Origin of the sequence: Rathayibacter sp. Leaf185 (assembly GCF_001423885.1) — a bacterium.
Classification (GTDB): Bacteria; Actinomycetota; Actinomycetes; order Actinomycetales; family Microbacteriaceae; genus Rathayibacter.
Genome location: NZ_LMPP01000002.1, coordinates 581,129 through 597,390, shown reverse-complemented (window position 1 = coordinate 597,390; position 16,262 = coordinate 581,129). Strand labels below are relative to the sequence as shown.

The following is a 16,262-nucleotide window of genomic DNA, read 5'->3' as shown; positions in this document are numbered from 1 at the left end:
CCCTGACAGCACGGCGATCGGAGCGGTGATGGAACTGAAGGCGCGAGCGCGGGGATCCCTGCTGGGACTCGCCTCCGGAGACGCGCTCGGCGCGCCCACCGAGGGCATGACGAGAGAGGCGATCGCCGAGTGCTGGGGCCGGGTCGACGGCTTCCTCGACCCCGATGCCGCGGGCACCGACGACACCGAGTACGCCGTGCTCTGCGCGCGCGGCGCCCTCCGCCACGGCCGCTCGCTCACCTCCTCCGACGTCGCCGACCTGTGGCTCGAGGCCCTCTCGGTGCAGGACGGCGGGTTCGCCGGCGCCGGGTTCTCGGAGATGGTCGCCCTCGACAACCTGCGCCGCGGGATCCGCCCGCCCGCCAGCGGGGAGCGCAACGACGAGTCCTGGAGCGACGGGGCGGCGATGCGGGCCGCACCGCTGGGCCTGCTCTGCGCGGGCGATCCCGCGGAGGCGGCGCGCCTCGCCTCCGTCGACGCCGCCGTCAGCCACGCGCGCGACGGCGTGTACGCGGCGGCCGCCATCGCCGCCTCCGTCGCCGTGGCAGCGGGCGGCGGCTCGTGGCAGGAGGCGCTCGATGCCGGTCTCGACGCCCTGCCCGCCGACAGCTGGACCCGCCGCACCGTCGACCGCGCCCTGCTCCTCGTCGCAGGAGCGCCCGAGACCGCGGCTGCCGAGACGGCGCTGGCCGAGCGCATCCCGCTGCTGCACTACCCCTGGGCCGACGCGGCACCGGAGGCGCTCGCGCTGGCGTTCGGGCTCGTCGCCGCCCACGAGGGCCGGCTCGTCGACACCGTGCTCGCCGGGGTGAACATCGGCCGCGACTCCGACACCATCGCCGCGATGGCGGGTGCGATCTGCGGCGCGATCCACGGTGAGGACGCGATCCCACCGCTCTGGCGCGACACGGTGCGATCCGTCTCGGGTCGCTGCATCACCGCGACGGCCGGGACCGACCTGATCGACCTGGCCGACGCACTCGCCGAGGCGGGGGCGCTCCGATGACCGCCGACCGCGCCCGCGGTGCCCTGCTCGGCCTCGCCGTGGGCGACGCGCTCGGGCATCCGGCCGACGCGCACCGCTCGATCCGGCACCCGTGGCCTCGCGGAGCCGTCCGCAGCGGTACGGCAGCGCTCGATGCCCAGCGGGTCAGCCGCCCGCTCCTCCCCTTCGCGCCGACGCTCGACGGCACGCGGGGCCTCGTCGCGACCGACGACGCCGAGACCGCGGCCGCCGCCGCGCTCGCCCTGCTCGCCTCGCCCGAGGATCATCGGGTCGAGGCGCTGCTGCCGCACTGGACCGCCCAGCACGTCCGCGACGACGCCTGGATGGGGATCGCCGCGCGCAGTGCCGAGCGGAACCTCGCGCTGGGCCTCGTGCCTCCCGCGACGGGAGACGACAACCCGGCGCGCGACGACGACACCGCACTGCCCGCGGCGGTCGCGATCGGCATCGCGGCGGCCGGGGACCCGGATCGTGCGGGCCGGATCGCCGCCGGGTACGCCTCGATCACGAACTCGGGCGACGGCGTCGCCGCGGCGGTGATCGTGGCCCGGGCGATCGCGGCGCTCGTCGGCGGCGCGGAGCTGCCGGGGGTCGTCGCGGAGGCGCTGGACGGGCCTCGCGAGGGTCGACTCGCCGCGGCGCTCGAGGACGCCCGCGATCTCGTGACCTGGGACGCCGCTCCCTTCGCGGTCCTGCCGGAGCTGATCGAGCGCCTCGTCCCCCGCAACTACTCGTACTCGAACGCGGCGGCGGTCACGCTCCCCGTCGCGCTGGTCGTCGTCGGGCTCGCCGGTGGCGACCCGGGGCGCGCGATCCCCCTCGCGCTGTCGGTCTCGCGTGCCGCCGACGGCATGCCGGCGATCGTCGGCGCGCTCTGCGGCGCTTCGTCCGGCACGGGCGCACTCGACGCCTACCGGTCGCTCGCCGCGCTCGAGGGGATCCTGCTCCCCGGGACCGCCGGCGTCGATCTGCTCGCGACGGCAGACGCCCTGCTGCGGCTGTCGAGAAGGGCCGGCGCGTGACGACCTGGGTCGACCCCGCCGATCCGCTCGCCGCGCTGGCGAAGGTGTCGCTGCACGACCACCTCGACGGCTCCGTGCGCCCCGCCACGCTCCTCGAGCTCGCGGCCGAGTCGGGCGCGCCGGTTCCCCGAGCGGAGGCGGACGCGCTGCAGCACTGGTTCACCCACTTCGTCGAGCTCGAGCCGGGTGCCGACTGGGAGCTGCTGTTCGGGCTGACCACCTCCGTGATGCAGACCGCGCCGCAGCTGCGCCGGATCGCGCGGGAGTACGTCGGCACGCTCGCCGCCGACGGCGTCGTCTACGCCGAGACGCGGTGGGCGCCCGAGAAGCACCTGGCCCGCGGTCTGTCGATGGACGAGGCGCTCGCCGCCGTGCAGAACGGACTCGACGCAGGCATGCGCGACGCGGCCCGCGACGGCCGGCCCGTGCTCGTGCGCCAGCTGCTGTCGATCATGCGCACGAGCGACCGCGGCTCCGAGGTGGTCGCCACGGCGCTGCGCAACCGCGACGCGGTCGTCGGCCTCGACCTCGCCGGCCACGAGGGCGGCCACCCGGCTCGGGAGCACGCGGAGTGGTTCCGCCTCGCCCGCGAGCACGGCCTGTCGCGCACGGTGCACGCCGGCGAGATGGCGGGGGCGCGGAGCATCGAGGACGCCCTCGACAGCTGCGCGGCGCAGCGCATCGGCCACGGCGCGCGCCTCGTCGAGGACATCGCGGTCGACGGTCGCCTGCATCCGGTCGACGAGGTCGTCGCCGCCTGGCAGCGCGCGGGCGGCGGGCGCGACTCCCTCCGCCTCGGCCCCCTCGCGCAGCGGATCGTCGACGAGGCGATCCCGCTCGAGCTGTGCCCGACCTCGAACTCGCAGCCGGGCGGAGTCGTCGACACGCTCGCCCAGCACCCGGTCGGGCTGCTCCACGCGGCCGGAGTCGCGGTGACCGTGCATCCCGACAACCGGCTGCTCTCGATGACCGGGGTCACGGGTGAGCTGCGGCTGATGGTCGACCGCTTCGGCTGGACGCTCGCCGACGTCGAGCGGGCGCAGCGGACGGCGCTGGCGGCGGGGTTCCTCGACGAGGAGCGGCGCGAGCGGCTGCTCGAGGAGCGCCTCGCGCCGTCGTTCGCGGCGGCGCGGAGGTGACCGGCTGCCGCCTCGTCAGGCGATCGTGACGACGACCTTGCCGCCGCCGTTCTCGGCCAGGGTGTGCGCCACGGCGATGTCGGCCAGCGCGAGCTCGTGGTCGACGCGGGGCTTATACAGCCCGTCGCGCCCCAGTGCCGCCGCGAACCGCAGAAGGGCCGAGTCGTTCCGAGCGTCGACCTTGACGACGCCGAGTCGCGCAGCACCCTCTCCGTCGACGACCGTCACCACTCGGGAGGGATCCCCGACGATGCGCAGCAGGTCCGGAAGCGAGGTGGACGGAGCGGAGTGCAGGGCCGCGTCCACACCGCCGGGCGCGAGGACGGCCACGCGCTCGGCCAGCCCCGGGCCGTAGGTCGTGGGGAGGACGCCGAGCGCCTCGAGGTGCGGGTGGTTGGCCTCGCGGCCCGTTCCGATGACGGTGGCGCCCGCGGCGAGAGCGAACGCCGCGGCAGCGCTGCCGACGGCACCGGTGGCGCCCTCGATGAGCAGCGTCCTCCCCGTCAGGTCGCCGAGCGCTTCGAGGGCGGCCGCGGCGGTGGCGGAGGCGAGTCCGGCCGCGCCCGCCTGCGCCGTCGACCACCCGGCGGGGACGGCGCTCCAGGCGGTGAGGACGGCGAACTCGGCCGTCGTGTCGCTGACTCCGCCGAGGCCGAACACCACGTCGCCGATCTGCGTGCCGGTCACTCCCGCGCCGACCTCGTCGACGACTCCGACGGCGTCGCGACCAGGGACAGCCGGCAGCGCCAGCGGCAGGAACTGCACGAGCCGCCCAGCGCGGAGCAGGACGTCGATCGGATTGACGCTCGTGGCCTGCACCTGGATGCGCACCGAGCCGTCACCGGCATGGGGGTCGGGCGCCTCCTCGATGACGAGGACGTCGGGGGCTCCGTAGGCGTGGAAGCGGGCAGCGCGCATGAGGTCGGCTCTCTGATCGGGGGCGTCGCAGCAGGTGCTTGCTGCGGAAAGGAACGCTATCCCGAATCCTTTTCCGCAGCAAGCAACGGTACGATCAGGAGCATGTCCGCAGCAGACCGCCTCTCGCCGCAGCAGGATCGGACCTGGTCGCTGCTGGTCGGCGTCATGATGTGGCTGCCCGCCGAACTGGACGCCCATCTCGAGCAGACCGCGGATCTCAGCCACGCCGAGTACGGCGTGCTGCGCTGCCTGTCGCCCGGCGAGGACCGCGAGGTCCACATGGGCCGCCTCGCCGCCACCGCGAGCGTCACGCCCTCGCACCTGTCGCGGATCGTCGGCCGACTCGAGAAGCGGCGCCTCCTCGAGCGCAACACGGACCCGGCGGACGCGCGCAGGACGCTCGCGAGACTGACTCCGTCGGGAGCCGACCTCCTGACAGAGGTGGAGCCCGGCTACGTCGCCGCGGTCCGCGCCCGGGTGTTCGAGCTCCTCGAGGACCAGCAGGTGGACCAGCTGGAGGACTTTGCCGAGGCCCTCCTCACCCCGCTCCGACCCGACTGCGTCAGCCTCCTGCCGCCGCGGTCGGCGCGCTAGACACGCGCTGGCGGCCCCGGCTGTGGTTTCGTGGCCGCATGATCTCTCCGCTACGGACGATGCAGCCCGGACCCGCCTCGTGATCGGCATCGGTCCGATCGGCATCACCTTCACCGCCCCCCTCGGCGTCCTGGTCAAGGGCGACCTCTGGCCGTGCGTCGAGGTCCCCGACTCGGTCGAGCTGTTCGGCACCGGCAAGACTGTGCGGGTCGTGGCGACCGTCGACGGAGAGCCGGTGACGGCCGGGCTCCTGCCGACCGGCTCCGGCGGCCACATGCTCTCGATCAGCGCGAAGCTGAGGAGGAAGCTGGGCAAGGAGCTGGGAGACGCGGTCACCGTGCACCTGTCTGAGCGAGTGACGTGACCTGACCCCCGCAGATCGTTATCGGATCCTGCGCCCGGTTCCTGCTCGCCGACCGGATGATGAGCGGAGGGGGCCGGTCCGAGCCCCGCTGTCTGCTTCCGGGGGTCCTTCACCATGCACATCCGTCACCGAATGCTCTCGAGCGTCGCCGCCGCGGCGGTCGTCGCCGCCGCTCTGACCGGCTGCGTACCCGCGACCGATCCCCCCACCGACCCGACGACGACAGGTGGAGAGGCGGCCCCGGCACCCGCCGCCTCCGCGAATCCGAGTGCGAGCGGTTCGAGCACGCCCGACGGGTCGGCGACGCCCGCGCCGGCGATGGCAGACGCGGCGAGCCTGCTGATCGGGCCGACGTCCTTCTCCCTCGTGGACGCCTCCGGAACCGAGCTGGGGACCTGGGACTACCGGAACGGAACGGGTGCGGTCGAGGCGCTCACCGAGGCGTTCGGCAGCGCGCCGACCGAGTCGGACGACGTGCCGTACGAGGGCTTCCGCAGCCGCGTCTCGGGGTGGCCCGGATTCGCCTTCAAGGACACCGAGGTGTACGACGCGGGCGGACCGGAGCTGACGTTCCCCGAGCCCGACTTCCTGGTCGAGGCGACGGCCCCCGCGGTCGGCGATGTCGCCATCAGCACCCTGGGCGGAGTCGCCGTGGGCGATGCGGCGCAGGACGTGCGCGCGGAGCACCCGGACGGCGTTCCGGCGGGCTCCGCGGACGGGTCGCTCGGACTGTTCCTGTTCGACGAGACGACAGTGGGGTCGCACAACGGCGGCGATCTGGTGAACTCCGTGATGGCGGTCGCGGAGGACGAGACCACGGTGTCGAGGATCGTCGCGCCCTCGGCGAACTGGGGCGTCTGACCGGACGGGGAGAGCCTAATGGCCGGCTCCGCCACTCTCTCCCGTGCGGGAACACTCACCCTCGATCGGCGCCGCTCGTACGCGGGTATCGCCTTCGGCGGGTATCTCTCGGCGAACGGCCCGTCGGCCTCCTCCGCGGTCGACGGAGACCCACCGGTGGGTCAGAACGGTGGTGGCGCGTCCTCGAAGCGCGGTCGAGGGGGTGGCGCGGGCGGCCCTCCGGGGAGCAGAGGCGGTCGGGTGGTGACACGGCGACCCGTCGGAGTGGTCCACTCGGCCGCTCCGTCGGGGTGGAGCCGGTAGGTCCAGCGGTCACCGTGGCGGACGTGGTGGTGGCTCGTGCAGAGCGAGGCCAGGTTGTGGAGCGCGGTCTCGCCTCCGTTGCGCCACTCGATCGTGTGGTCGGCCTCGCTGGTGGAGGCGGGGCGGGTGCAGCCGGGGAAGCGGCAGGTCTGATCGCGCAGCTGCAGGTGGAGTCGCATCTGCTGTGGCGGGACGCGGTGGGTGCGTCCGACGGAGGCGACGGCGCCGGTGTCCGGGTCGGTCAGGATCCGCGTGAACGACGCGCCGACTCCGACCAACTCGCGGGCGACGTCGGCGGGGATGAGGCCGTATCCGTCGAGGTCGGCGGGGGCGTCGTCGGCGTCGGTGGCGGTGCTCGCGGCCAGCGTCAGCCGCACCTCGGCGCGCACCCCCGGCACGAACGTCGGAGGGGCCGTCGGGCCGTCGCCGTGGGGTGTGGTGCCCGCGACGTCCCCGTCGCAGAGCAGGTCGGCGAGGGCGTCGGCGCGCAGCTGCGCGAGCGTGCGCTCGTCGCCGGAGCTCTCGCTCTCGGACCCATCGCCATTCCGGAGCGTGCGCGCGATGCGGTCCAGACGCTCGTACGCGCCCAGCGCGACCGGCGCCGGCATCAGCGCGCACAGAGTCGCCATCCCGTCGATCTCCGGCGAGATCCACACGGCGCGCTCCTGGCGGGCGCGCACGTGCCGCACGGCCAGAGGTTCGTCGTGCAGCTCGTCCCGCAGCCGCGCGACGGCCTTCCTCACTTGCGTCGGGTTCGCCGTGAACGCGACCTCGACGGCCTGCGCATCCAGCAGACCCCGCACCCCAGTCGGGAGCGACGCTGCCGCGTCGCAGATCGCCTCGACCGCCTCCCACAGCAGCCGCCCCTCTGCGACCGCCGCCCGGGTGAGCGGCAGGTGCTCGAACAGCAGCGTCGCCACCTCGAGGATCCGCTTCACCCTCGCCTCCGTCATCCTCTGCCCGATCGCCAGCTCAGCACGGATCGACCGCCCCACCAACTCCTCCGACTCACTGCGTGACGACCGGCCACCGCGCGCGAACGCCTCCGGGATCTCGCTCGCCATCCGGAACGCGAGGAAGAGCGCGGCCGCCCGCGTGAACTGGAACTGCGCCGACAGGAACCCCGCACTCGCCGCGAGAGCAGTCAGCTCCGCGACGGCGCCGAGCCGCGCCTTCACCGTCTCTGTCCCAGCTGGTCGATCCATACGAGCATCGAAACAGGGACGGGCGACGCCCGACCGGCCCGACCGCCGAAACGGGACGGTCCACCCACGACGAGCACCTGTGGAGGAGGCCCGCTGCTCGATCAGGCGATTCGAGGTCTCCGATCCGTGGTCTGGCGGGCGCGGACGCACGAGCACCAGGAACCAGGGCTGACGGCCGATCTGCTGCGCTCGATACACGTCTGCCGGCCTTCGGGGCTGCGGGCCCGACCAGCGGGCGGGAGCCTGCGCGTCAGCGGCGCCGGAACGCGCGGACCAGCGCGAAGACGACGCCCGCGCCTCCGATCCCCGCCGCGACCCAGCGCACCACGGAGTCGACGGACGTGCTGCTCGTGCAGACGCCCGGTGCGCTCACGTAGTCGGTGCAGCTGCCCGTGGAGACGTCGATCAGCACCAGGAGCACTCCGGCAGCGCACAGCATCGCGACGAGGATCCAGCCCCCTCGGACACCGTGCTCAGCCGACCCGCTCATGCAGCGACACTAGGCCCGCTCCGCTCCGCCGGGGAGATCGTCTTCGTCCGCACCGGCTGACGCGTCACGCGGCCGCGCGCACCCGCTCCATCAGCACGTCGTAGTCGCGCTGCCGCCCTTCGAGCGACGCCGCGAGATCGACCGTCTGCACGACTCCGTCGCGCTTCAGCCACCGACCGCTGGTCATCACGTGCGAGGTGTCGAAGCCCGAGGCCCCGTAGACCAGCGCCGAGTGCAGCGACTGCGCGCCGAGAGGGCCGCGGTGCAGGGCCGAGACGGGCAGTGCGATCAGGTCGGCCACCGCGCCCGGAGCCAGCGTGCCGTCCGCCGTCGCACCTCCGAGAGCCCGGTGGCCGCGCCAGGTCGCCATGCCGAGCAGCTCGCGCGACGTGATCGCGTTCGGGCGCCGCTCGGCGAAGGCGGCCAGCTTGCCGAGGGTCCGCAGCTCCTCGAAGAGGTCGGCGTTGTTGTTCCCGCAGAGGTTGTCGGTGCCGATCGCCACGTTCACTCCGGCGTCGAGGGCCTGGCGCACGGGCGGCGCGGCGGCTCCGCTGATCATCGCGACGGAGGCGGCGGTCACGAGGCTCGCGCGCGACCCCGCGAGCAGACCCAGCTCCTCCACCACGATCTCGTTCGAGTGGGCCAGGAGGAGCGGCACGTCGAACAGACCGAGCTCGCCCATCATCTCGAGGGCGCTGCGGCCGTAGCGCTCGCGGCAGGCCGCGTCCTCCTCTCCGGAGGTGCCGTAGTGGGTGTGCAGGCCGACGCCGAAGCGGTGGGCGAGCGCGACCTCGGCCTCGATCGCCTCGACCTGGTTGTCGACGAAGAAGGCGTGCGGGCCGACCCAGCCGCGCACGAGCGGGTGCTCCTGCGACGCGGCGACGAACGCCTCCGCCGCGGCGAGACCCGCGGCTCTGGCGTCGTCGTCGCCGAGCTCGACGATGCCGTAGGCGACCCGGGAGCGCAGGCCCGACGCCTCGACGGCCGGCAGGTACGCCTCGGCGAAGAGGTACTGGTCGGCGAAGAAGGTGGTGCCGCTGCCGATCATCTCGGCGCAGGCGACCGAGGCGGAGGCGGAGAGCAGATCGGGGGTCAGGTGCGCTTCCAGCGAGCGGATGGCGCCGAGCCAGCCCTCGAGGGTGAGCAGCGAGTACCCCTCGGACACCCCGCGGAACAGCATCATCGGCGCGTGCGCGTGGGCGTTGACGAGACCCGGCATCACGACGCTGGCGCCCAGGTCGACGACGTCCGGTCCGCTGGGCCGGACGCCCCGGAGGCGCTCGACCGAGAGCACGATCCCGTCCTCGATCGTGACCACGGCGGGGCCGAGCTCGTCGGCCTCCGCCTGCGCCAGCACGTGGTCGGCGACGACGAGGGTGCGCGTCATCGGCTCGGCACCGCCGGGCCGGAGCCGGCCATCAGCGCGCCGATCTCGGAGGTCTCGAGCGCCCCGCGCGGGAAGGGGCCCGCGAGACGGCCCTCGTAGAGGACGACGATGCGGTCCGAGAGGGAGAGGATCTCCTCGAGCTCGGCCGAGATCAGCAGCACGCCGGCGCCGCGGCTGCGCGCGGCGAGCAGCGCCCGGTGCACGAACTCGATGCTGCCGACGTCGAGGCCGCGGGTCGGCTGGTTCGCGATGATGACCGCGGGGTCGCCGTCGAGCTCGCGCCCGATCACGATCTTCTGCAGATTGCCGCCCGAGAGCGAGCCGATCAGGCGGCGGGCGGAGGCTCCGCGCACCACGTAGTCGGCGATGAGCTGCTGCGCGAAGCGGTGGATCGCACCGCGGCGGAGCAGGCCGGCGCGGTGGAAGCGGCTCGAGCGGTAGGCGACCGAGACGGCGTTCTCCTCGAGGGTCGCGCCGCGGTTGAGGCCGACGTGCATGCGGTCCTCCGCGATGTGCGCGAGGCCGGCGTCGCGGGCGGCGCGCGGACCGCGGCCGGTGGTGTCCTTCCCGGCGATCACGACCCGCCCCGACTGCACGCGGCGGAGGCCGGCGATCGCGTCGACGAGGGCGCCCTGTCCGTTGCCGCTGACGCCGGCGACTCCGAGGATCTCGCCCGCAGCGATCGCCAGCGACACGTCGTCGAGACCGGAGTCGCCCGCGCTGACCTGCGGCGTCGAGACCCCGGAGACCTCGAGCACGGTCTCACCCGGGGTGCCCGGCGGGATGTCGGCGGTGAGGAGCACCTCACGGCCGACCATCATGCGCGCGATCGTCGAGGGCGACGCCTCCGCGACGGTCATCTCGCCGACCATGTGCCCGCGGCGCATCACCACGATGCGGTCGGCGACCGCCATCACCTCGGGCAGCTTGTGGCTGATGAACACCACGGCGGTGCCGAGGGAGGCGAGGTGGCGGACCGCGCGGAGGAGGTCCTCCGCCTCGGCGGGCGTGAGGACGGCGGTGGGCTCGTCGAGGATCAGGAGCCGTGTGTCGCCCGCGAGCGCCTTGAGGATCTCGACCCGCTGCTGCAGCCCGATCGGGAGCGCGGCGACGAGCTTTCCGGGATCGATGGGGAAGCCGAGGCGGTCGGCGAGCGCCGCGACCTCGCGCTCGGCGGCGGCGTCGTCGACCCGGCCGTCGCGCGTGCGCGGCTCGCGCCCGAGCAGCACGTTCTGGGCGACGGTGAAGGAGGGGACGAGCGCGAAGTGCTGCTGCACCATGCCGATGCCGTGGTCGATCGCGTCCTGGGGGCCGCGGATCGCCACCTCCTCCCCCTCGATCTCGATGCGGCCCGCGTCGAGCGGGAACGCGCCGAAGAGGAGGTTCATCAGCGTGGTCTTGCCCGTCCCGTTCTCGCCGACGAGCGCGACGACCTCGCCGGCGGCCACGTCGAGCGAGACGTCGGCGACGGCGAGCACCCCGGACGAGGCGAAGTACTTGCGGAGGCCGACCAGCCTCAGGAACGTGCTCATGGTGCTGCCCTTCCGGACGGATGGTGGAGAGGAGGGTGCCGGCGCAGGAGCCGCCGCGGGGGGACGGCGGCTCCTGCGGTCGTGCGGCTAGCCGGCGTAGGGGGCGCAGGCTGCCGAGTCGGCGGCGTTCAGGGCGTCGCAGACCTCGAAGCTGCCGTCGAGGATCTGCGCCTTGTAGTCCTCGACCGACGCCTTCGCGGCGGCGATCGTCTCGGCGAGCTCGGGGTGCGCGTCCTCGAAGACCGTCGAGCCCTCGTCCCACGAGAGGCCGGTCGCCCCGTCGGCGAGGCCGACGTTGGTCGCTCCGGCGGTGAAGTCGCCGTCCTTCGCCGAGGTCACCATGTTGAGGACGTTCGCGTCGACGTGCTTCATCATCGAGGTGATGACCGTGCCGGGAGCGACCGAGTCCTGGTCGCTGTCGACGCCGATGGCGTAGAAGCCGCCCTCCTCCGCCGCCTCGATGACGCCCGTTCCCGAGCCTCCCGCGACCTGGAAGATGACGTCGACGCCGTCGCTGTGCATGTCGAGCGCGGTCGACTTGCCCAGCGCCGGGTCGTTGAAGGTGAAGTTGAGGTACGTCTTCTGCACGGTGCAGTCGGCGCAGGCGGTCTTCACGCCCTGCTCGTACGCCCAGCCGAACTGGTTCAGACCGGGCGAGTCGCCGCCCAGGACCGCGCCGACCTTCTTCGTGGTCGTCATCGTGCCCGCGACCAGACCCGCGAGGAACGAGCCCTCGTGGGTGTTGATCGTGTAGAGCTCGAGGTTGTCGGGGATCTCGGAGTCCTCGAGGCTCTGGTCGGGCATGCCGATCTTCTGGTCGGGGTACTGCTCGGCGATGGCGATGACGGTGTCCAGCGGCAGCGTGATGCTCAGCACGAGGTCGGGCGAGGTCTGGATCGCCGAGCGGAGCAGGGTCTCGCCCTGCGCCACGTCGGGCGCCTCGATGTGGGTGGTGGTGACGCCGAGGGTGTCCTTCGCCTCGGTGAGACCGGCGAGAGCGGAGTCGGTGTACGAGAGGTCGCCCGCCACTCCGCCGACCAGGGCGACCTTGTAGGCGTCGGGGTCCGCCGAGGAGGCCGAGGCGCCGCCGCCGCTGCTGCAGGCGGCGAGCGCGAGGGAGGAGGCGGCCAGGAGGGCCAGGGTGGCGATCTGCCGCGGACGGCGGCGGGTGAGGGCGGAGCTGCGGTGGGTCATGGTGTCCTTCGGTCTCGGGTGCGGGATCGGGGCTGGGGAGGGAGGGGTCAGCGCACGGCTGCGAGCTGCCGTCGGGCACGGCGCGGGAGGCCGAGGGTCTCCTTGGCGCGCAGGCCCCGGTAGCCGACGAACCCGAGGACGATCAGCGTCGCCGCCATCGGGATCAGCTGCACGAGCACCTGGGGCAGGTCGGTCGTGCTCTGGAGGCGGATCGCGAACGCGTCCGAGAATCCGAACAGGAGCGAGGCGGGAACCAGGAACACGGGCCGGTTCACGGCGAGCAGCGCGGCCGTGATCGCGATCCACCCGGCTCCGTCGGTCATGTTGCGGGCGAAGAGGCCGAGCTCGCCGACGGTGAGGAACGCACCGCCGAGGGCTGCGAGGGCGCCGGAGCCGATGAGGGCCAGCGTCTGCACCCTCGGCACCGAGATGCCCGCGGCACTCGCGGCGCCGGGAGCCTCGCCGACCGCGAGCAGGTGCCGCCCCGGGCGGTAGCGGAACAGCAGCCCGAAGGCGGCCGCGCAGGCGAAGGCCAGGTAGACGAGCCCGTTGTAGCCGCTGACGAGCGGCCCGATCACCGGGACGTCCTCGAGGAACGGCAGGGGGATGTCGGGCAGCGTCTCGACGTCCGGAGTCCAGACTCCGACACCGCCGAAGAACTGGCGCATGAGATAGATCGACAGCTCGAGGAGGAGCATGTTGAGGCCGATCGCGAAGACGATCAGGTCGACCCCGACACGGTGGGCGAGGGCCATCAGGCCGCCGGTGATCCCGCCGGCGACGGCCGCGATGATGATCGCCAGCAGCTGCGAGCCGGTGCCGTCCAGGGCGACGAGGCCGACGAAGGCGCCGACCAGCATCTTGGCCTCGATCGCCAGGTTGAGGACGCCGGCGCGCGAGCTGAGCGCCGCCGCGAGGGCGCCGAACAGGATCGGTGTCGTGAGCTGGATCCCGTTGTGGATCAGCTCGGGAGTGAGGAAGGCCGAGAGGAAGTCCATGCTCACTCCTCCCTCTCGCGGGTCGGGGCCTCGGACTCCGCGTGGGCGCGGACGAGGTCGGGGTCGGGGGGCGTGTCGACGGGCTCCGGAGGCGGCGGTGCAGCGGCCGCGCGCGCCGCGATCTCGCGCGCCCCGCGCCGCTTGCTGAGCCAGAGCTCGAGGCGGCCGGCGAGCGGGGTCTGGATGGCCACGAGCAGGATCATCAGCGAGAGGATCACCGCGCCGATCTCGCGCGGGATGCCCATCAGGATCTGGAGGCCGTTGATCGCACCGACCGTGATCGCCGAGAACAGGATCGCCGCGAGCGACCCGCCGATGACGGTGGTGCCTCCGAGGATCGCGGCGGTCAGCCCGTTGAACCCTGTGCCGTCGAGGAACCCGTCGATGACGCGGTAGTTCATCCCGATCACCTGGATGCCGCCCCCGATGCCCGCGAGCGCACCGCCGAGGGCCGCGGCCCGCAGCACGGCGGTGCGGGTGCGCATGCCGGAGTAGCGCGCGAAGACCGGGGCCTCCCCCGCCATCCGCTGCTCGTAGCCCCAGGTCGTGCGCGACTGGTAGACCGCGACCAGCGCGACGAACGCCAGCGCGATGACGAGGTTGCCCCCGAGCTTGGTGGCGACGTCGAAGATCGGCAGGCGCGCCGTCTCGTCGATCTGCGGTGTGTAGGAGGCGGTGCCTCCCGTGTCGCGCAGCGGGTAGTTGATGAGGAAGCTGAGCAGCAGAGCGACCATCGAGTTGACGATGATGCTCACGATCAGCTCGTTCGCGCCGAGGAAGACCCGGAACACCGCGGGCACGAGGCCGACGAGCGCCCCGGCGACGGCGGCCGCGGCGAGCGCCGCGATCGGGTGCAGGCCCCCCGGGAGGTGCACCTGGTAGCCGACGATCACGGCGGCGATGGCGCCGAGGCCGTACTGCCCCTCCTGGCCGATGCTGAAGAGCCCCGCGCGCAGCACCATGACGGCGCCGAGGGTGGTCATGATCAGCGGAGTCGCGGTGGTGAGCACTGTGCCGAAGTTGCAGTAGCCGGGGTCGCAGGTGAACGCCGCCTGCCCGATGGCCGCCATCGCGTCGCCCGGCGAGCGCCCCGAGACCGCGATCAGGATCGCGCCGATGACGAGGGCGAGCAGCACGGCGACGACGGGCACGGAGACGCGCTGGGCGGCGCGGGCGAGGTCGAGGTCTTTCACGGTCACCTGGGTTCCGGTCGTGTGCGCGGGGCGCAAAGCGTTTTGCATCCGTGAGGATTTCCCGAGCCTAGGGTCAGCGCGGCGCGGCCCGAGGGTCGTCCGGGGCTTCGTAACGTCCTTTTCTCCCGCGCGAAACGGGGTCGAAACGCGGCGCTTCCGGGGCGGGATTCTGCGCGGAGTCGCGAAATGACGACGCGCGCCCCTTCCGCTCCCCGGTGTGGTGAGATGAACTGGGGATGCAAAGCGCTTTGGATGCGGCCGAGCAGAGATCAGAGTGGGGGCGCCGGTGCCGGCGAGCAGACCGACGATGCAGCAGATCGCGCAGCTGGCGGGAGTCAGCGTGACGACGGTGTCGCACGTGCTCTCGGGCAAGCGCCCCGTGAACCCGCGGACGGCCGAGCGGATCCTCGCGATCATCCGCCAGTCGGGCTACGTGCCCGACTCCGCGGCTCGCACCCTGCAGTCGGGGCGCAGCCGCCTGCTCGCGGTCGCCGTGCCCGACATCACCACCTCGTACTTCAGCCGCATCGCGAAGGGCGTCGAGCTCGTCGCCGCGACCGTCGACTACGGCGTGATCCTCTGCAGCACCTCGATCGGCGGGCAGCGCAGCCGCCGCTACCTCGACCTGCTGCGCAACCGGACCGTCGAGGGGCTCGTCTACGTCGCCGGCGACTCCCCCGTCGACACGGAGGAGCTGCGGCCCTTCGCCGCCGACTACCCGCTGGTGCTCGCCGACGAGGAGCTGCCCTCGCTCGAGGACGTGACGGTGGTCACCTCCGACAACCGCCACGGCGGGCGCCTGGCGGGCGAGCACCTCGCCGCTCTCGGACACGAGCGGGTGCTGATCATCGCCGGGCCGCGCACGCAGGTGTCGACCCGCGATCGTGCCGCGGGACTGCGGGAGTCGTTCCCCGACGCGCTGATGCTCAACGGCGACTTCTCGACCGAGTCGGGTGCCGCCCTGGCCGATGAGGCGCTGCGCAGCGGCACTCCGTTCACCGCGATCGCCGCGGGCAACGACGAGCTCGCGATCGGAGCGATCGGCCGGCTGCGCGCCGCCGGCATCGACGTGCCCGGCGACGTCTCGGTCATCGGGTTCGACGACATCGAGGCGGCGTCGCTGATCGGGCTGACCTCGATCAGCCAGCCCGCTGTGGCCATCGGATCGCGGGCGGCGCGCCTCCTGCTCGATGCGCTCGTCGATCCGTCGGTCGCGCGGGTGCGCGAGTCGATGCCGGTCGAGCTGGTGGTGCGGGCGAGCACCGCGCGGGTGCGAGTGGTCGCGAGAGCCTGAGGCTCAGCCCCTCGCCGCTTCGACCGCCGCGATCGACGCCTCGACGACGGCGCCGAGGATCGCCTCCCCCTTGGCCGCGGTGGCGGACGTCGGGTCGCCGAACACCGCCGACTCCGAGAACGGGTGCAGCGGCATCTCGACGGTACCGAACTCGGGCGGGAACACCGGGTAGCAGACGACGTAGCGCTCGGGCAGGACCAGCTCGGGAGCGAGGGCGAGCACGAGGGAGGTCTCGAGCTCCTCGGCGTGCGCCAGCCCGGCCGCGGCGGGCCGCGACTCGCGGACCCGGAGCGCCGCCTCCTCGAACCCGGGGTAGTCGAGCTGGAGCGCGTCGATGCCCTCGGCGCGGAGAAGGTCGACGGCCGCCCGCAGCGGGGCGCGGTTGCCCCAGTCGCCGTTCACGATCACGAGCATCGTCCCGGAGGCGTCGAGCGCCCGGGCGATGTCGACCGTGATCGCGGTGACGGTGGGAGCCGAGAGCGACACGGTGCCGGGGTAGCCCGCGGTGCCGGCGGTGGCTCCGTAGGGGATCGCCGGGAGCAGGAGCGCGCCGAGCCGGCCGGCCATCCGCTCGGCCACGGCCTCGGCGACGAGCGTGTCGGTCGACAGCGGCAGGTGGAAGCCGTGCGCCTCGAGTGCCCCGAACGGCAGCAGCGCGACCGCGGGCCCCTCGTCGCGGATCCGGTCCCAGGGCAGGTCAGTGGCGCGGAGCATGCCGCCATCCTGCCGCCCGCCCGACCTGCCCGCGAGATGCCACTTCGG

General features: G+C 73.3%; 16 protein-coding genes. 7 read left to right on the top strand and 9 right to left on the bottom strand.

Features of this window, described 5'->3' with window-relative positions:
* Nucleotides 1-28 precede the first annotated feature (28 nt).
* Genes ASG06_RS10160 through ASG06_RS10150 form a run of 3 tightly spaced genes read left to right on the top strand, consistent with a single transcriptional unit; the run spans nucleotide 29 to nucleotide 3,167 of the window.
* A complete protein-coding gene (locus ASG06_RS10160; protein ID WP_056041645.1) occupies nucleotides 29-1,006 on the top strand; it encodes an ADP-ribosylglycohydrolase family protein in 978 nt (325 codons plus the stop codon).
* Nucleotides 1,003-2,028: an ADP-ribosylglycohydrolase family protein gene (locus ASG06_RS10155; RefSeq protein WP_056041643.1), complete on the top strand. Its 1,026-nt coding sequence runs from the start codon at nucleotides 1,003-1,005 to the stop codon at nucleotides 2,026-2,028. Before ASG06_RS10160 ends, ASG06_RS10155 begins: the two co-directional genes overlap by 4 nt.
* Nucleotides 2,025-3,167, top strand: coding sequence for an adenosine deaminase family protein (locus tag ASG06_RS10150; RefSeq protein WP_056041641.1), 1,143 nt, complete (start codon nucleotides 2,025-2,027; stop codon nucleotides 3,165-3,167). Before ASG06_RS10155 ends, ASG06_RS10150 begins: the two co-directional genes overlap by 4 nt.
* A 15-nt stretch (nucleotides 3,168-3,182) precedes the next feature.
* Here the strand turns inward: ASG06_RS10150 and ASG06_RS10145 are convergent, their stop codons facing one another.
* A complete protein-coding gene (locus ASG06_RS10145; protein WP_056041639.1) occupies nucleotides 3,183-4,085 on the bottom strand; it encodes an alcohol dehydrogenase catalytic domain-containing protein in 903 nt (300 codons plus the stop codon).
* A 102-nt stretch (nucleotides 4,086-4,187) separates the two neighbouring features.
* On the opposite strand from ASG06_RS10145, the gene ASG06_RS10140 reads away from it, so the two are divergent.
* From ASG06_RS10140 to ASG06_RS10130, 3 genes are all read left to right on the top strand, one after another.
* The gene (locus ASG06_RS10140; RefSeq protein WP_056041637.1) at nucleotides 4,188-4,679 is read left to right on the top strand and encodes a MarR family winged helix-turn-helix transcriptional regulator; all 492 of its coding nucleotides are present in this window, start codon (nucleotides 4,188-4,190) and stop codon (nucleotides 4,677-4,679) included.
* Between the two features lie 79 nt (nucleotides 4,680-4,758).
* The gene (locus ASG06_RS10135) at nucleotides 4,759-5,043 is read left to right on the top strand and encodes a DUF1905 domain-containing protein (RefSeq protein WP_231727673.1); all 285 of its coding nucleotides are present in this window, start codon (nucleotides 4,759-4,761) and stop codon (nucleotides 5,041-5,043) included.
* 132 nt (nucleotides 5,044-5,175) lie between these two features.
* Complete coding sequence (locus ASG06_RS10130) at nucleotides 5,176-5,904, top strand: hypothetical protein (RefSeq protein ID WP_156465947.1); 729 nt, start codon at nucleotides 5,176-5,178, stop codon at nucleotides 5,902-5,904.
* 161 nt (nucleotides 5,905-6,065) lie between these two features.
* Here the strand turns inward: ASG06_RS10130 and ASG06_RS10125 are convergent, their stop codons facing one another.
* The 7 genes from ASG06_RS10125 to ASG06_RS10095 form a co-directional block, all read right to left on the bottom strand.
* A complete protein-coding gene (locus tag ASG06_RS10125) occupies nucleotides 6,066-7,412 on the bottom strand; it encodes an HNH endonuclease signature motif containing protein (RefSeq protein ID WP_082499119.1) in 1,347 nt (448 codons plus the stop codon).
* A gap of 250 nt (nucleotides 7,413-7,662) precedes the next feature.
* Nucleotides 7,663-7,902: a hypothetical protein gene (locus ASG06_RS10120; RefSeq protein ID WP_056041631.1), complete on the bottom strand. Its 240-nt coding sequence runs from the start codon at nucleotides 7,900-7,902 to the stop codon at nucleotides 7,663-7,665.
* 64 nt (nucleotides 7,903-7,966) lie between these two features.
* A complete protein-coding gene (locus ASG06_RS10115; protein WP_056041629.1) occupies nucleotides 7,967-9,289 on the bottom strand; it encodes an amidohydrolase family protein in 1,323 nt (440 codons plus the stop codon).
* Nucleotides 9,286-10,821: an ABC transporter ATP-binding protein gene (locus ASG06_RS10110; RefSeq protein ID WP_056041627.1), complete on the bottom strand. Its 1,536-nt coding sequence runs from the start codon at nucleotides 10,819-10,821 to the stop codon at nucleotides 9,286-9,288. The genes ASG06_RS10115 and ASG06_RS10110 overlap by 4 nt, the downstream gene beginning before the upstream one ends.
* Nucleotides 10,822-10,908: 87 nt before the next feature.
* Nucleotides 10,909-12,015: a BMP family ABC transporter substrate-binding protein gene (locus tag ASG06_RS10105; protein ID WP_056041625.1), complete on the bottom strand. Its 1,107-nt coding sequence runs from the start codon at nucleotides 12,013-12,015 to the stop codon at nucleotides 10,909-10,911.
* A gap of 47 nt (nucleotides 12,016-12,062) precedes the next feature.
* Complete coding sequence (locus ASG06_RS10100) at nucleotides 12,063-13,013, bottom strand: ABC transporter permease (RefSeq protein WP_056041623.1); 951 nt, start codon at nucleotides 13,011-13,013, stop codon at nucleotides 12,063-12,065.
* Between the two features lie 2 nt (nucleotides 13,014-13,015).
* Nucleotides 13,016-14,206, bottom strand: a complete 1,191-nt coding sequence (locus ASG06_RS10095) for an ABC transporter permease (protein ID WP_162239021.1) — start codon at nucleotides 14,204-14,206, stop codon at nucleotides 13,016-13,018.
* Between the two features lie 307 nt (nucleotides 14,207-14,513).
* Between ASG06_RS10095 and ASG06_RS10090 the strand changes: the two genes are divergently transcribed.
* Complete coding sequence (locus ASG06_RS10090) at nucleotides 14,514-15,500, top strand: LacI family DNA-binding transcriptional regulator (RefSeq protein WP_056041620.1); 987 nt, start codon at nucleotides 14,514-14,516, stop codon at nucleotides 15,498-15,500.
* A gap of 3 nt (nucleotides 15,501-15,503) precedes the next feature.
* On the opposite strand, the gene ASG06_RS10085 is transcribed toward ASG06_RS10090, so the two are convergent.
* Nucleotides 15,504-16,214: a creatininase family protein gene (locus ASG06_RS10085; RefSeq protein WP_056041618.1), complete on the bottom strand. Its 711-nt coding sequence runs from the start codon at nucleotides 16,212-16,214 to the stop codon at nucleotides 15,504-15,506.
* Between the last annotated feature and the right edge of the window lie 48 nt (nucleotides 16,215-16,262).

Excerpts from the sequence above, each read along its gene's own strand:
- ASG06_RS10160 (WP_056041645.1), top strand. The coding sequence starts at position 29 with ATGGAACTGAAGGCGCGAGCGCGGGGATCCCTGCTGGGACTCGCCTCC.
- ASG06_RS10155 (WP_056041643.1), top strand. The coding sequence starts at position 1,003 with ATGACCGCCGACCGCGCCCGCGGTGCCCTGCTCGGCCTCGCCGTGGGC.
- ASG06_RS10145 (WP_056041639.1), bottom strand. The coding sequence starts at position 4,085 with ATGCGCGCTGCCCGCTTCCACGCCTACGGAGCCCCCGACGTCCTCGTC.
- ASG06_RS10140 (WP_056041637.1), top strand. The coding sequence starts at position 4,188 with ATGTCCGCAGCAGACCGCCTCTCGCCGCAGCAGGATCGGACCTGGTCG.
- ASG06_RS10130 (WP_156465947.1), top strand. The coding sequence starts at position 5,176 with ATGCTCTCGAGCGTCGCCGCCGCGGCGGTCGTCGCCGCCGCTCTGACC.
- ASG06_RS10125 (WP_082499119.1), bottom strand. The coding sequence starts at position 7,412 with ATGGATCGACCAGCTGGGACAGAGACGGTGAAGGCGCGGCTCGGCGCC.
- ASG06_RS10120 (WP_056041631.1), bottom strand. The coding sequence starts at position 7,902 with ATGAGCGGGTCGGCTGAGCACGGTGTCCGAGGGGGCTGGATCCTCGTC.
- ASG06_RS10115 (WP_056041629.1), bottom strand. The coding sequence starts at position 9,289 with ATGACGCGCACCCTCGTCGTCGCCGACCACGTGCTGGCGCAGGCGGAG.
- ASG06_RS10110 (WP_056041627.1), bottom strand. The coding sequence starts at position 10,821 with ATGAGCACGTTCCTGAGGCTGGTCGGCCTCCGCAAGTACTTCGCCTCG.
- ASG06_RS10105 (WP_056041625.1), bottom strand. The coding sequence starts at position 12,015 with ATGACCCACCGCAGCTCCGCCCTCACCCGCCGCCGTCCGCGGCAGATC.
- ASG06_RS10100 (WP_056041623.1), bottom strand. The coding sequence starts at position 13,013 with ATGGACTTCCTCTCGGCCTTCCTCACTCCCGAGCTGATCCACAACGGG.
- ASG06_RS10090 (WP_056041620.1), top strand. The coding sequence starts at position 14,514 with ATGCAGCAGATCGCGCAGCTGGCGGGAGTCAGCGTGACGACGGTGTCG.
- ASG06_RS10085 (WP_056041618.1), bottom strand. The coding sequence starts at position 16,214 with ATGCTCCGCGCCACTGACCTGCCCTGGGACCGGATCCGCGACGAGGGG.